Source organism: Thermofilum uzonense, assembly GCF_000993805.1.
Lineage (GTDB): Archaea > Thermoproteota > Thermoprotei > Thermofilales > Thermofilaceae > Thermofilum > Thermofilum uzonense.
In genome coordinates this window covers 1062370-1076400 of the sequence record NZ_CP009961.1, presented here as the reverse complement: position 1 = coordinate 1076400, position 14031 = coordinate 1062370, and the positions used below count along the sequence as shown (strand labels likewise).

The following is a 14031-nucleotide window of genomic DNA, read 5'->3' as shown; positions in this document are numbered from 1 at the left end:
CAATTGAAAGTATCGAAATGTATGAGAGTCCCATCCAATATATTTAGGGCTTATGATATTCGTGGTGTTTTTGGAAAGGATCTCACGCCTGACGTCGCAACAATAATAGGGGGGGCTCTCTCAAATTTTGAGCAAGACGAGTACTGTGTCTGCCACGACACTAGGTTCAGCTCCCCCATACTAGCGAAAGCCCTTATTAGTGGTCTCCTAGGAGCAGGTTCAAGTGTTGTGGAAGCTGGAGCAGGACCCATAGGTATGGCTATTTACGCCTCCAAGCATCTTGGTTTTCATGTAGCGTATATCACGGCATCCCATCTGCCTCCAGAGTGGAACGGGTTTAAACTCTTCCGAGGAGGTGGAGACCCGATTTGTCTGGGAGATATCGAGAAGATCCGAACTCTTGCAGAGAAAGGCGTGGCCTGGGCTGATCTGAAAAACTACGGCAAATCCAAGGAGCGAGAAATACTTCCAGAGTACTACGAGTTTCTACACAGGATAGGGAGTCATAAGGGAGGCCTAAAAGTCGTACTCGACTGCGGTAACGGTGCGACATCCCTGATGTTGCCTCACCTGTTGAGAGACCTTGGATATGAGGTCTACACTGTAAACTGTGATGCTGATCCACGCTTCCCAGCGCGCGGCTCTGAACCAACTCCTGATAACACGAGGTATATGGAGCATCTTGTCAAGTATTATAAAGCTGATCTCGGGGTATCCCTGGATGGGGATGGGGATCGAGTAATATTTTTTGATGAAAATGGTGAGCCCTTAACCCCGGAGCAAGCTGCAGTGGTCATGCTTAACCGGTTAAGCAGAGCAGAGGTTGCCGCGAATGTTGAGTGTTCTAGCATAGTTGATAAGGCGGTGGCTGCGAGGCGCGGAAGAGTTGTCAGGGTGCCTGTGGGCAGGATCTTCATGATTCTCGACGCGATCAAGGCGGGCGTGGAACTGGGTGTCGAGAGTAGCGGACATTTTGTGACTTACAAAGGGGTTAACCTGGACGATGGTATAGTTTCTCTTCTCTTCATGCTTGAGACGATTGAAACGCTTGATGGGCCTCTCTCATCATACAGGGTTCCAATGCCTCCTGTAAAGAAACTCAAATTGGATGTTCCAGACGAGAAGAAATTCGGTCTTGTCGAGGCATTACAGGAGAAGTATTTGAGGGAATATCAAAGAGTGACTACTCTCGACGGTGTTCGAGTAGATACCGATAAGGGTTGGTTTCTCGTTAGAGCCTCTAACACCGAACCCGTAATACGTATAACAATAGAGGCCGAGGATATGGAGACACTCCAAGATCTTGAAAATAAAGTAACGAGAGATATAAAGCAACTACTCTGAGTCTGGATTCCCGGCGCTTTAACTAATCTTCAAAATAGCTTACCCTTTCCAGACTTTGGCATAAGAATTAGCTCCTAATCCTTCCTTGCATGGGGGATTGAGATATGGGAGAAAAAATAAATAAGAATCATTGTTACCATTAGGGGGTTGTATTTGAGCGTGGTAGCCATAGGAGCTACGGAAACCATAGACCCCCTACGGCTTCTGGGGTTCGAGGTGATAAAGGTTAGCGAGAAGCCTAGTCAGGAGGAGGAAGAGGCAATTATTTCAAAGATACTTGAGAGCAAGGTCGCTATGATTGAGGGAGAAATATACGCCTTGATAAGCAACAGGCTCAGCGAGGTAATGGCCGTAATGAAGGAACCTCCTTTGCTGGTTGTAGTGCCCTCCTCCTCCAAGGCATCTACTCACAGGTTGGAAGAATTATATAATAAGCTCTCTTTAGCAGTCGGGGTGAGGTTGAAATGGGTCAAGAGAGAGTAGAGTCTGTTCAATCTTTTACCAGTGAGATAAACATAAAATTGATACTTGAGGAGCAAAGGAAGGCTGAAGCTCGAGTAGCTGAGGCGAAGAAGATTGCCGACGAGATTCTAAACAAGGCTAAGGAACAAGCCAAATCTATACTAGCTAAAGCACAAGAGGCAGCGCTAGACGAGGAAGTGCAAAGGCTTCTAGAAGAGGAACGCAGGAAGCGCGAGGAAAGCCTTAAAGCCTATGAGAGTCAGGAGCTAAAGAAGCTGAACGAGGTCAAGTCAGCTCTTGAATCCCGCAGGGAAGATTTGAGAAAACTTCTCCTGGAGACTTTGATAGGGTGAGATGATGAGCGAAAATCAGAACTTTATGGAGGCTATAATAAAGGAGCTGAGAAGCGCGGCAGAGGAGGAATATCAAAGGATTATTAGAGAGGCTGAGGAAGAGGCCAAAAGAATATTAGATGAAGCAAACGTGAAGGCAGAGGATCTCAGGAAGCAGAAGATCAATCAACTTCTCACCGAGACTAGGCAGAAAATTGAGGCAGAGCTTGCCCCTAGGAGGTTGGAAATAAGGCGGAAATACCTAGCCGAAAGATACAACTACATATTCAATCTCCTCGAGGAAGTGCTATCACAAGTGGCTCTAGAAGTTTTAAGGGACGAGAATCACTACTACGCATTTTTATCCAAAAGATTTGAGGAGGCTATTCAAAACATGAAAAACAATCAAATAACGATCAGACCGTGCCGGGGGAGTAAAACAATCATCGAAAAAGTGATAAGGGATAAGACATCAGCCCTGACCAAGGTTAAGCCCGGATTAGTTCTAAGCGTCGGCGAGGAGATAGACTGTCAGGGCGGCTTTGTAGCAGAGTCAGCTGATGCGAAAGAGTACTTCAACGCCACTCTTGAAGCCAGACTGACAGAGATACGTGAAAGAGTACTGCCCGAGCTTCTCAAAAAACTCCTCTACGAGAACAAGGAAAAATAGAATTTTACGAGCTGAGCGGCTTCTTTATCCTGTTTGTTTCTAGTTCAATGATCGCCGGTAAAGGGCTCTTATACTTGATCTCTGAGAGCTTTCCTTTTCCTATCTGTCTGGCAAGCACATCGTCAATAAGTAGCAAGTCAACCTCTTTTTTGTTTACGACCTCCTCTATGACCTTCAAAGCTTCTTTCCAATTGTCAACAACGTATACCTTGTCTACGCCGCTGGCCTCAATCGCCTTCTCGAGATCAGATAAAACAACTGCCCCTATCTTCAACCTAGCACCCACCTTGAACATATCCAGGACCTAATAACATTAAACTATCCCCCTTTAGGGGTATGACTGTATTAAATACCTACCTTTTTAATCTGTACGTCGAAGACGACTTTGTAAACATGCGGAGCATATGGGGCTACCACCCTAGCTTCAAGCAGGCTGGCCTGATAGCCTTTCAGTTCAGCCACCTTACGCACGACCTCGAAGCCTCTCTGAAAAAGAGTGTCTTCTCGATCCCAGAAGTAGAAGTGTATCACGCCTCCAGAGGGCTTGAGAGAGCCAAAAGCCTCCTGCAAGAACATATATGCTCCCTTGGGAAGAGGCATGACGACCCTGTCTGCAAATCCCGAGAATTTTAATGCCTCTAGGCGTACGTCGCCTAGTATGGGTAATATCTTATCTTCCAGCTTGTTTAGCCGTATATTCTCAACCATGTACTTGTAGGCTACCGGGTTGATTTCTATTGCGACCACCTTATTCACTAAGGGCTGTTTCCTTGCTATTGCTATAGCGTATGGCCCGACACCCGCAAACATTACGATAACGTTTTCTCCGGGCTTTACCTTACCGGCAACCCTCTGCCTCTCAGTTGCCTCGCGAGGAGAGAAATACACCTGAGTAACGTCAAGCTTTAAAACATAACCGTGTTCACGATGAATTACCTCTCTAACCTCCTCGCCAGCGATCAATACTAGTTCACGTACCCTATACTCTCCTCTCCTCTCCCCCATCTTCCTATACACTGCTTTCACGCTCTTATGAATCTCCATTATCTTCTCGCCAATGATTTTGCTGTATGGCTCAAGCTCATCAGGAAGCTCGATGATCGCTACAGCCTTTCCTTTCGAGCCTACTATGTCAAAGCTTGTCGGCACCATTCCTAGGATATTGTCGGGTAAATACCCCTTAAGTTTATCCCGAAGTGTAACCATACCTTTAATAAAAACTGATTCAATCCTAACTTTATGCGTTTAGCCGTCGTCAACGCATCATATCCGCTCTCTGAAGATGTAGACAGCATCGTTTTCTCATTCGAAAGCGGGGTTCTTTACACTGGGAGCGAGAGCGGCATTAATAGATTTCAGCCTCTGAGAGTAATAGACGCCGACCAGCGTATAGTTATCCCGGGACTTACCGATGCCCACATGCACTTATACTCTACTGCTCTAGCTCAGGGACGCCTAGATTTGAGAAAGGTAAAGTCAATTGATGAGCTAAAGGAACTGGTAAGGAAAGCATACGAGTCATCCGCTAAGAACGAGTGGATCGTGGGCAGGGGCTGGGATCAAGATAAGATGGAGGAAAAACGACTCCCAACCCGATATGATCTCGACGAGGTGGCACCTGAAAAACCAGTCGTTCTCGTAAGAGTTTGCGGTCACGCAGCTGTTCTTAATACAAAGGCTATGGATATCCTCGGCTTAAAGGAGAAGTACGATAAGATGGCTAAATTTATCCAAATTGAAGACGGGAAACCCACAGGAGTTGTACTCGAGGATCTCGTATACTATGTCTTATCTAAGATTCCACCACCTCCAATGGATAAAGTTGTGAGTCTGGTGAAATCTTTACTGGAGGAATATTTGTCCTACGGAGTGGTACAACTCCACTCCATGTCTGTCACCGAGGATGAGCTTGAAGTTATCGCTCGCTTGGAGGATCTCGGAGAACTTATCCATGAGTACAACGCATATATTGAGCACTCAGAGTTCTTGAGAGGAGTTCAAAAGAAATACCGGGGCCTTATAAGAGGAGTTAAGCTCTTCTCCGATGGCAGTTTTGGCGCCAGGACTGCAGCCTTGAGGCAGCCCTATTCAGACGCAGGAGTAAGCGGCGAACTCCTCCTCGACGCCAAGGCAATCCTTGAGTTATCCTCGGGCGTTGTTCGTGAAAATCTTGAAGTTGCTGTCCACGCGATCGGAGACAAGGCACTTGAACAAGTTTTGGAAGCGGCAAAGCAATTAAAAAACACGCTTCGTATAGAGCATGCTTCTCTAACTCCTTTAGATCTACTCGAAAAAATTTCCCAGTTAAGGCCTCGAATATCTGTCCAACCACACTTCATTCTAAGCGACACCTGGATAACAGACAGACTGGGCGACAGAACCCAATGGGTCTATGTCTTCAAGTCTCTCCTTTCGAGTGGAGCCCGCCTCATGGGATCATCGGACTCCCCGGTAGAGCCTTTTAATCCATGGCTAGGCGTCTATGCGGCAGTGGAGAGGGGAGGACCAGAGGGGTTGCCAATATATAATTACACCTCCTTCGAGAAACTCACCTTTACAGAGTCCTTGCGATTATACTCAGAAAACACCTCTCTTGGCAGATCCCTTGTAGTCACAAACCTTCGAAATATACCACGCAGCAAGCAGGACTATGAGAGGGCGAGGGCTGAGATTGTTATCACTAGGAAGGGGGTAAAGGAGGTAATTTCAAAAGCCCAATGAGGCTTGTCAGAAAAGACCAATCATTTCATCTCTCAAGCTGACGTGCAATAATCATCCGACATTCCATTAGAAAAAGAGTTAAATAATGATTACTCTCTAAACGTTAAGGGGCCGGTCGTCTAGTGGGAGGATGCCGCCCTTGCAAGGGCTAATGTAGGGGCTCCGAGTACGGCGGCGGTCCCGGGTTCGAATCCCGGCCGGTCCACTTCTCAGACGGCTAATATCCTATAATTTGTCATTATGGATTTTCGAAAATTGATATTAGCAATCGTAGAAGCCATGTTAGTCGAACAACTATGGGAGTTCTTCCAGTCGAAGAAAAAAGAGTAATAACAGCCCAGATGGAGGAGCTCAGGAAACAGGCACTTGAGAATCCGGAGCAGTTTTGGGACGAAAAGGCACGCGCACTCGAGTGGTTCAAGATATGGGAGAAGGTTCTCGATGACTCTCAGAAGCCGTTCTTCAGGTGGTTCGTCGGGGGGTTGATTAATGCTAGCTACAACTGCCTGGATAAGCACGTTAAGACTTGGCGGAAGAACAAGGTCGCGATAATATGGGAGGGCGAAGGAGGAGAGATACGAAAATATACTTATAGGGATCTCTTTGTGGAAGTCAACAGGGTTGCAAGCCTTTTAAGGAACTTTGGAATAAGGGAAGGTGACAGGATAGCCCTGTACTTGCCAATGATACCGGAGCTCCCGATCTTTATGCTTGCAGCTGCGAGGATCGGAGCTATACATACGGTTGTTTTTTCAGGATTTAGTAGTGACTCTCTAGCTAAGAGGATTAACGACTCCAAGGCAAGGCTTCTCGTCACTGCTGACGGCGGGTTTAGGCGTGGGAAGATAGTTCCTTTGAAGGAAATCGCCGATAAGGCCTTAGAACAGACCTTCTCTGTAGAGAACGTGATAGTCGTAAAGAGGGCCGGAAACCCAGTAAATATGGTGGAAGGCCGGGACTTCTGGCTACATACTCTACTTGAGGGTGTTAGTAAAAACACATACATAGAGCCTGTAAAGGTTGATTCAAACCACCCCCTCTTCATATTGTATACCTCAGGTACAACAGGGTCTCCCAAAGGTATTTATCACTCCACGGGGGGCTACTTAGTCTGGGTGTACTGGACTTTCAAGTGGGCTTTTAACCTAAACGACGAAGACATTTGGTGGTGCACTGCGGATATTGGATGGATCACTGGTCACAGCTACGTCGTCTATGGTCCACTGATGCATGGTCTAACCACGCTGATGTATGAAGGTGCCCTAGACTACCCGGCTCCTGACCGAGTCTGGAGTATAATTGAGAAGCACGGAGTGACTGGGTTCTACACGTCTCCCACAGCGATAAGGATGTTCATGCGGTACGGCAAAAACTGGGTCGAGCTACATGACCTATCCTCATTAAGGATACTTGGCAGCGTGGGTGAGCCTATAAACCCAGAAGCCTGGGAATGGTACTTCAACATTGTTGGCAAGGGGAAGTGTCCAATAATAGACACGTGGTGGCAGACAGAAACGGGAGGATTCATGATCTCTCCCGCAGCAGGTATCCAGCTTTTACCATTGAAGCCTGGCTCTGCAACGATCCCGCTCCCGGGTGTCGAAGCAGACGTCTACACCGAAGATGGAGAGCCAGCCCCCCCTGGGACGCAAGGATACCTAGTTATCAAGAAGCCTTGGCCTGGGATGCTTTTAGGAGTTTGGGGGGATCCAAAGAGATATATTGAAACTTATTGGAGCAGGTTCCCTAACTGCTACTACCCTGGCGATTACGCGATGCGTGACGAGGATGGCTACTTCTGGATACTTGGTAGGGCGGACGAGGTGCTCAAAGTCGCTGCGCATAGAATTGGAACCATGGAGATCGAGAGCGCACTTGTATCCCATCCTGCTGTAGCAGAGGCTGCGGTAATTGGAAAGCCCGATCCAATAAAGGGAGAGGTTCCCGTGGCTTTCGTTGTGCTACGTGAGGGATACGTTCCAAGTCTTAAACTAGAAGAGGAGTTACTCAACCTTGTATCCGAGACAATCGGACCAATCGCGAAGCCAGCCAACATATTCTTTGTACACAAGCTTCCAAAGACTAGGAGCGGTAAGATCATGCGTAGAGTTCTTAAAGCTATCGTTAAGGGTGAGGAGAGCCTAGGCGATCTATCCACAATAGAGGATGCCTCCGCCATTGAAGAGCTGAAAAGCCTAGTGGGAGTCTAAGGATTTCTCAAGCTGAACTTGGAACGTTATTTTATATTCTAGTTCTTTCAAGCATATCTTGTAGATAATGCGGCCCGACATAATCGTCATAGCGCGGATCCTCGATGCGCTATATAATGAGGGAAGAATGAAGAAGACCCACCTGCAGATGGCGAGTAGGCTCAATTATCCTGCTTTTATTAAATATATTGAATGGCTCCAGGAGAAGAAGCTCGTCCGATTAATAGAGGATAAGGACGGTGAATATTTAGAGCTCACACAACAGGGTCGAGAGAGCTATGAGAGGGTCGTAACGTGGCTAAAAGACTATCTAGGAAAACTATGACTCTAGCTTCATTAACAGATGGATAAGCCGCTCAATGTCCCATGAAGGTGTAGGCGGTGTGATTTCTCCAAGTTGCGAAACCTCCTTGAAGTATGCATCTAATACTTCTGCTAGCTTCTCATAGAGAGCATAATACTTGTCGTATATTTCTATCTGTGATTTGTCTGGGGTTATTCTTAGTTTTTCCTTAAAGAATACTCTTGAAGCCTCATCATAGCTCGAGAGGGCGCCGCTAGCAACTGAAACAAGTATAGCGTCTCCGCCTAACGCAGCGTCTAGTAGTTCTGGTAGAACCACCTCCAAACCAGTAACATTAGCTTTGATCCTTGCCCAGGTCGGCGACTTGGCTCCACCACCCATTAATACAAGTTCTCTTGGCTTGACGTTCACTTCTCTAAGAACTTCCAGGATTTTTCTCACCTCGTAGGCAATACCCTCCATCATAGCCCTGAAAACATGTGCCCTCGTATGGAAGACTGTCAATCCGAATATTACTCCTCTAGCATAAGGATTCCACCTTGGTGATCTAGCACCCGAGAAGAAGGGCAAAACTATTAGTCCATTGGAACCCGGGGGTATATATTCTGCCTCCATGTCTAGATACTCGTAGGCTCGGCGTCTCGTGGATGTGGCGAGAAGGTTAACTCCTTCTGCTAGTTGATCCCTGAACCAGCGCAAGATAGCTCCCGCGGTGGACATGCCTGCCTCTAGAGCCCAGCTTCCAGGAATTGGACCTACGCCAACCGAGTATCTCATCTTCGGATCCAGCATGGGAGTGCCTAGAAGAGTGGCGGTTGTCGAACCTGTACCTGTTGACTCTTCTACTTTATCAGAGGAAAGAATACCTGCACCTAGTATCTCGGCGGTTCTATCTCCTGTCCCTGCAAGCACAGGAGTTCCCTCGGCGAGACCGGTTGTCTGGGAAGACTCAGGTGTGACCTCGCCGACTATTTCCCAGCTTGGGAGAGATTCGGGTAGAAGATGTGAGTATTCCTCTAGTCCGAGCTCCGATATTAGTTCGTGATCCCACTGGCTCGTGTTTATATTGAATAGCATAGTTCTGGAAGCCACAGTGTGGTCGGTTACAGCCTTTCCAGTCAACTTGAATATGATATAATCCTTGGGCTGTAAACCTACCTTCGCCTTTTCCAAAAATTCGGGGTTATTCTCCTTAAACCATAAGAGCTTAGTCGCTGTAAACGTGGCGTCGACCACAAGTCCAGTTTTCTCATAGATTCTCTTAGGGCTTAAACGCTCTTTTATCTTTTCAGCCTGAGGCGTGCTACGTCTATCCATCCATATAGGGACTCTACCTAGGCTACGCCCATATGAGTCTATGAAGGCCATCGTCTCGCGTTGACTGCTTGCACAAATCCCTAGAATTCCCTTGGGGTTTACCTTTGTACGTGCAAGGATGTTTCTCACGATTTGTACGGTGGTATTCCACCAATCCTCCGGGTCTTGTTCAGCCCACCCGGGTCGGGGATAGTATGTAGGGTATTCGCGGCCCTCTACTGCTAAGAGTTGACCGTTTATATTGAATAGCGCCGTTTTTACCGTGGTTGTCCCAACATCTATCGCGAGAATATACTCTTTCTCCATCAAGATTATATCAAGTAATCTAGAGATAAAGGGTTCTTACTAATCGTTATTATTTGTTACCCATGTTGAGATTTAAAAATAAATCACTTTTTCCTCTCGAGAATTCTGAGGAATTCCTTCCTTATACTCACCTCTCTTCCACAATGGGAACACTTGAATACTACTTCTTCATTGGTCTCGGCTATTCTATCCTTCAGAGGCCTCCCACAATAACAGACAAACCCTATGAGTCGTGCAGGGTTTCCTACAACCAGGCCATGAGGGGGCACGTCTTTTGTAACTACGCTTCCAGCGGCCACCATCGCGTATTCCCCGATAGTAACACCGCAGACGATCGTTGCATTGGCTCCTATCGATGCACCCTTACGGATCCTTGTCGGAACTACTTGCCAGTCAGTTGAAAAGGCGCGCGGGTACTTATCGTTGGTGAATACGGCGTATGGGCCGATGAAAACGTCATCCTCGATTACAACTCCCCTGTAAATTGAGACTCCGTTTTGTATCTTAACCCTGTCGCCTACAACGGCGCCTGAGTCTATATAGACATCCTTTCCTATGTTACAACCACTTCCGACTATTGCCCCGCTCCTTATATGCGCGAAATGCCATATCCTAGTGTTCTCTCCAATTTTCGCCCCATCCTCTACAACAGCTGTGGGATGGGCGAAGTATTTACTTTGGCTCATGGGCTTTCCTTGAAGCTATAAGATTAGGGGCTTTTTAAGCACCACGTCACATTAATCTACTTAATGTTTTCCAGCTCCTCCTGACTATCGGGGGCAACTCACGATTGTTTTCCAAGAGTCTTTTCAGAAACTCTCTCGTCTTAGGGTCCGAGGGATATCCGGAGCCGAAGTCCCCGTATACTCGCTTCAGCTCGGAAATAATTTTTTCTCTCTCGCTCTTCGCTATTATGGAGGCCGCTGAGACAATCGGGTATTTTATGTCGGCGTGGTTCTCAGCAACGACTACGATATCCTTGTTTATCCTCGTTGCAAGGATTCTGCCGAACCTCTCGGCAACCGGATCAGGAGAGTCCACATATACCCGGCTTAAACCTATTTTCTTTAACGCCTGGAGGACAAGGTCAGCTATAACTGTAGCCTCTAGGCTGTTTAGATTCTCGGAACTTATTCCCTCAACTGCCTCGTCTATCTCCCTAGGTTGGACAACCCTTATTGCGGTATACTCCAAAATCTCCTCCAGAATCTTTCTAATCCTCTCTCGACGGCTTGGAGAAAGCATCTTAGAATCTTTGACACCGATGTTTTCAAGAATGCCGATTCTCGACTCATCGAGGGCTACTAGTGCTACAACCATAGGGCCTATCACGGGGCCCCTGCCTGCCTCGTCTACGCCCGCTATCCAAGCCACACAGTTTATCTTATGAAAAAACAATTATACGTTATGTTCAGTCGTGTACTTTTCCCGGGTCGATTTCAACCTGTGCACAACGGGCATGTACAAGTGGTAAAGTGGCTTCTCTCGATTAGTAAAGAGGTCATTATTCTCGTTACCGCGGGGCAGTACAACTATACGGTTGAAAATCCATTTACGGCGGGAGAAAGGCTCGAGATGCTTCGACTTGCCCTCTGGGAGTTTTGGGACAGGCTCTTCGTCTTGTCTCTCGACAATATACCTGATAATTCACTCTGGCTTTCATACGTGTCGAGGCGTGTACCTCGCTTCGAAGCAGTATGTACTGGAAACGCCTTTGTAAAGATGCTCGCCGAGGCGAGCGGATATAAGGTTCTCGAGGCTCCCCAGTATAATAGGGAGGAGCTTCAGGGTAGGAGAATTCGGGAAGCCATGGCAAAGGGTGACAGGTGGGAAAACACGGTTCCAACTCGTGTAGCGGAATATATTAAGAGTATCAGAGGAGTCGAGCGCGTGAAAGCCCTTTCCAGCTCCGAAAATGTCGTCGTTAAGCTTTAACCCTTCTAAGACAATATTCTTGTTACCAGTTTGACCGCGCGAGCCTTTGATAGCTTGTAAAGTATCTCAAGTGTCTGATTCCACGGCACACCACTCTTCCTGCTTACCATCTCGACAAACTCTGCGAAGTCTAGTACCTTGCTTTCGCCCCCCGAGCGGAGCCATGAAATTGCCTCAAACACCTTTATTTCCTCAGGCGTCAAGCTTTTCTGCATCATGTCTTGGGCGAGTCTCTTAATTCTATCCAGCTCAGAGTAAAACTCTCTAGTCTCGAATGGTTGGGGATGCATTTTAAGTTCATTAATTTTTCTAGCAAGTTCGTCGAGAATCCCGAGTTCACGCGTAAGTATTGACCTATCCTGGAGCATGGTCACGCTCAAAGCCTTTTCTACGAGCTCGCGTGTAATATTCAGGTCTCTTTGTATAAAGTCGAGGGTTTTCTCGTATTCAGCGAGGAGTACTCTATTAGTTCTCTCGATATCTTCTAAACCTTTCTCGAGATCTATTAGAAGCGCGGGTTTAGGGTCATTTAATACAAGTTCTTGTATACGTCTGACCTTTGAAACTTGTCTATAAGCTGTGTTGACAAGACTTGGATTTATTGGTTTCAATAGCTCCGCTGTTTTCTCCACCTTCTCTATACCGCTCTCAACTTCGGGCAAAATTTTTTCAACCTTATCCAGGAACTTTAAAATCTCTCTTAGGTTCTCCTCAAGACTCCTCAGGTTTTTCTCGTACTCCTCAAGACTCCTGGGAAGTTTATCGGCCTCAGGCGGCAAGGGTGGCTCGGGGATTCTTAGTTCTCCAATCAAGCGGTCAATAAGGTTTTTCAGAAATGGGTTGGACTGACCCTTTCTAAGAAGGTCCTCATATAATTTCTCGACAAGCTCGATTTCCTCGCTTACCCTTTGGCTTGACTGCGCTAGGAAATCTAAAAGCTCCTTCTTTGGTTTTTTCTTTAAAACAACCTCCATAATTTCTCTAAATATGAGGGTCTCTGCTATAAGAAAAGAGTATTGTTGAAAAAAGTATTCTAGATTAACCCCTTCTCCTTAGCTTTCTTTATAACTTCATTTATCAATTCTTCTCGAGACTTTCCTTCGCTCTTCACACCGAGTTTCTCGGCAAGTTTCTTCAGATCCTCGTCGGACAGAGAGCTCGCTGATGAGGCGGAAGTCTTTGTAGAGGTAGATTCCTCGATAGAAGAGGTTATCTTTTGGCTTTCCTCCCTGAAGATCCTGACAGCCTCTCCGGCGGCTTTCGCTAGCTCTGGGAGCTTTCTCGGCCCAAATAGGATCAGGGCGATTATGATTAACAAGAGGATCTCGGTGGGACCTAGATTAAACTGTAGGGGAATTATTGGGGAGCCGCTTACAGGATACATTCTAGCACCTAATGAGCTGTTTCAACACATAGTAAAAAATATTTCTACAGCCTCCGTTTATTGAGCATGAGCAGGGAAGTACTAGTTATACACGGGGGCGCCGGCAGATATAGACAGTCTCTACAGGAAGAGAGAAAAGAAATTGAAAAGACCCTAAGAGGGGCTCTAGAAGACGGTTTCAAGGCATTAAAGTCCGGCAGTTCACTCGATGCTGTTGAGGAAGCCGTGAAAGCAATGGAGGCCTCCGGCATACTCAACGCCGGCAAGGGTGCAGCCTTAAACCTTCTTGGAGAACAGGAGCGGGATGCAAGCGTAATGTTCGGCAAGAATCTAAGCTTTGGCGCGGTTGCCTCCGTAAAGTACACCTGGAATGCAGTGACTCTTGCACGAAGAGTTATGGAGAGGACGGACCATGTTTTCCTTGTCGGGTCAGGAGCCGATAAGCTTGCTGAAATTCTAGGCCTGGATCCTGCCGGCAAGCCAAGTAACAGGCTACAGGAAAGGTATGTCGAGCTCATAAAAATGGTGGGTGAGAAGGATTACGAACTCTGGAGAAAAAACTTTGAGGTTGCAAAGCACTTCTTCTCAGACACAGTCGGTGCAGTGGCCATAGACAAGGAAGGAAACCTTTCGGCTGCGACCAGCACAGGAGGCTTATGGTTGAAGCTCCCCGGGCGTGTGGGAGATACTCCTCTGCCGGGGGCGGGTGTGTATGCTGAGAATGGTGTTGTAGCTGTGTCAGCAACGGGTATAGGTGAGCTTATTGCACGGTATCTTGCCTCGGTGAAAGTCGCTTTCAAGGTCAAGAGTGGTTTGATCGTGGAAAAGGCCGTTGAAGAAGTTGTAGGAGAGATAACTCAGCTTTTCGGCCAGGAAAACAGCATTGGTCTTATCGCGTTAGACTCTCATGGAAGAATCGGCCTAGCAACTAATTGCGAGGTCTTCATAAGGGGATTTATAAGCACCGAGAAAGGTCCTATGATAGCTCTACTTGCTAATGAAGAATTGGCGGGAGCATATAAATCGTAACCTGAATGTGAGACAAT

At 47.0% G+C, this 14031-nt stretch carries 16 protein-coding genes and 1 tRNA gene; 10 read left to right on the top strand and 7 right to left on the bottom strand.

What is annotated here, in order from left to right:
• Positions 1–21: 21 nt before the first annotated feature.
• The 4 genes from MA03_RS05525 to MA03_RS05510 all read left to right on the top strand — a co-directional run bounded on the left by MA03_RS05525 (position 22) and on the right by MA03_RS05510 (position 2808).
• Positions 22–1344 (top strand): phosphohexomutase domain-containing protein, encoded by a 1323-nt coding sequence (locus tag MA03_RS05525; protein ID WP_052884315.1) that lies wholly within the window; start codon positions 22–24, stop codon positions 1342–1344.
• Between the two features lie 159 nt (positions 1345–1503).
• Entirely contained in the window at positions 1504–1827 is a 324-nt protein-coding gene (locus tag MA03_RS05520; RefSeq protein ID WP_236944940.1) for a V-type ATP synthase subunit F, read from the top strand.
• The gene (locus MA03_RS05515) at positions 1809–2159 is read left to right on the top strand and encodes a hypothetical protein (protein ID WP_052884313.1); all 351 of its coding nucleotides are present in this window, start codon (positions 1809–1811) and stop codon (positions 2157–2159) included. Before MA03_RS05520 ends, MA03_RS05515 begins: the two co-directional genes overlap by 19 nt.
• 4 nt (positions 2160–2163) lie before the next feature.
• Positions 2164–2808, top strand: a complete 645-nt coding sequence (locus tag MA03_RS05510; RefSeq protein WP_191118442.1) for a V-type ATP synthase subunit E — start codon at positions 2164–2166, stop codon at positions 2806–2808.
• 4 nt (positions 2809–2812) lie between these two features.
• Here MA03_RS05510 and MA03_RS05505 read toward each other — a convergent pair whose 3' ends face one another.
• Both MA03_RS05505 and MA03_RS05500 read right to left on the bottom strand, forming a co-directional pair.
• Positions 2813–3103: a V-type ATP synthase subunit F gene (locus MA03_RS05505; protein WP_052884311.1), complete on the bottom strand. Its 291-nt coding sequence runs from the start codon at positions 3101–3103 to the stop codon at positions 2813–2815.
• Positions 3104–3153: 50 nt separating this feature from the next.
• The gene (locus MA03_RS05500) at positions 3154–4014 is read right to left on the bottom strand and encodes a class I SAM-dependent methyltransferase (protein ID WP_052884310.1); all 861 of its coding nucleotides are present in this window, start codon (positions 4012–4014) and stop codon (positions 3154–3156) included.
• Positions 4015–4047: 33 nt separating this feature from the next.
• Here MA03_RS05500 and MA03_RS05495 point away from each other — a divergent pair, with 33 nt between their 5' ends.
• The 4 genes from MA03_RS05495 to MA03_RS05480 all read left to right on the top strand — a co-directional run bounded on the left by MA03_RS05495 (position 4048) and on the right by MA03_RS05480 (position 8064).
• The gene (locus tag MA03_RS05495) at positions 4048–5529 is read left to right on the top strand and encodes an amidohydrolase (RefSeq protein ID WP_052884309.1); all 1482 of its coding nucleotides are present in this window, start codon (positions 4048–4050) and stop codon (positions 5527–5529) included.
• Between the two features lie 108 nt (positions 5530–5637).
• Positions 5638–5734: transfer RNA gene (locus MA03_RS05490), tRNA-Ala, on the top strand.
• Positions 5735–5825: 91 nt separating this feature from the next.
• Positions 5826–7739, top strand: coding sequence for an acetate--CoA ligase (gene acs / locus MA03_RS05485; RefSeq protein WP_052884308.1), 1914 nt, complete (start codon positions 5826–5828; stop codon positions 7737–7739).
• Positions 7740–7806: 67 nt separating this feature from the next.
• Positions 7807–8064, top strand: coding sequence for a winged helix-turn-helix domain-containing protein (locus MA03_RS05480; RefSeq protein ID WP_052884307.1), 258 nt, complete (start codon positions 7807–7809; stop codon positions 8062–8064).
• Here the strand turns inward: MA03_RS05480 and MA03_RS05475 are convergent.
• The 3 genes from MA03_RS05475 to rnhB form a co-directional block, all read right to left on the bottom strand.
• A complete protein-coding gene (locus MA03_RS05475; protein ID WP_052884306.1) occupies positions 8059–9666 on the bottom strand; it encodes a xylulokinase in 1608 nt (535 codons plus the stop codon). The genes MA03_RS05480 and MA03_RS05475 overlap by 6 nt on opposite strands.
• An 83-nt stretch (positions 9667–9749) precedes the next feature.
• Complete coding sequence (locus MA03_RS09015; RefSeq protein WP_052884305.1) at positions 9750–10352, bottom strand: acyltransferase; 603 nt, start codon at positions 10350–10352, stop codon at positions 9750–9752.
• A gap of 46 nt (positions 10353–10398) precedes the next feature.
• Positions 10399–11040, bottom strand: a complete 642-nt coding sequence (rnhB, locus tag MA03_RS05465) for a ribonuclease HII (protein WP_236944851.1) — start codon at positions 11038–11040, stop codon at positions 10399–10401.
• A 33-nt stretch (positions 11041–11073) separates the two neighbouring features.
• Between rnhB and MA03_RS05460 the strand changes: the two genes are divergently transcribed.
• A complete protein-coding gene (locus MA03_RS05460) occupies positions 11074–11601 on the top strand; it encodes a nicotinamide-nucleotide adenylyltransferase (RefSeq protein WP_052884304.1) in 528 nt (175 codons plus the stop codon).
• A 5-nt stretch (positions 11602–11606) separates the two neighbouring features.
• Here MA03_RS05460 and MA03_RS05455 read toward each other — a convergent pair whose 3' ends face one another.
• Both MA03_RS05455 and MA03_RS05450 read right to left on the bottom strand, forming a co-directional pair.
• Positions 11607–12575 (bottom strand): hypothetical protein, encoded by a 969-nt coding sequence (locus MA03_RS05455; RefSeq protein ID WP_052884303.1) that lies wholly within the window; start codon positions 12573–12575, stop codon positions 11607–11609.
• A gap of 59 nt (positions 12576–12634) precedes the next feature.
• A complete protein-coding gene (locus MA03_RS05450; RefSeq protein WP_052884302.1) occupies positions 12635–12985 on the bottom strand; it encodes a twin-arginine translocase TatA/TatE family subunit in 351 nt (116 codons plus the stop codon).
• 66 nt (positions 12986–13051) lie between these two features.
• On the opposite strand from MA03_RS05450, the gene MA03_RS05445 reads away from it, so the two are divergent.
• Positions 13052–14014, top strand: a complete 963-nt coding sequence (locus MA03_RS05445; protein WP_052884301.1) for an isoaspartyl peptidase/L-asparaginase family protein — start codon at positions 13052–13054, stop codon at positions 14012–14014.
• Positions 14015–14031 lie beyond the last annotated feature (17 nt).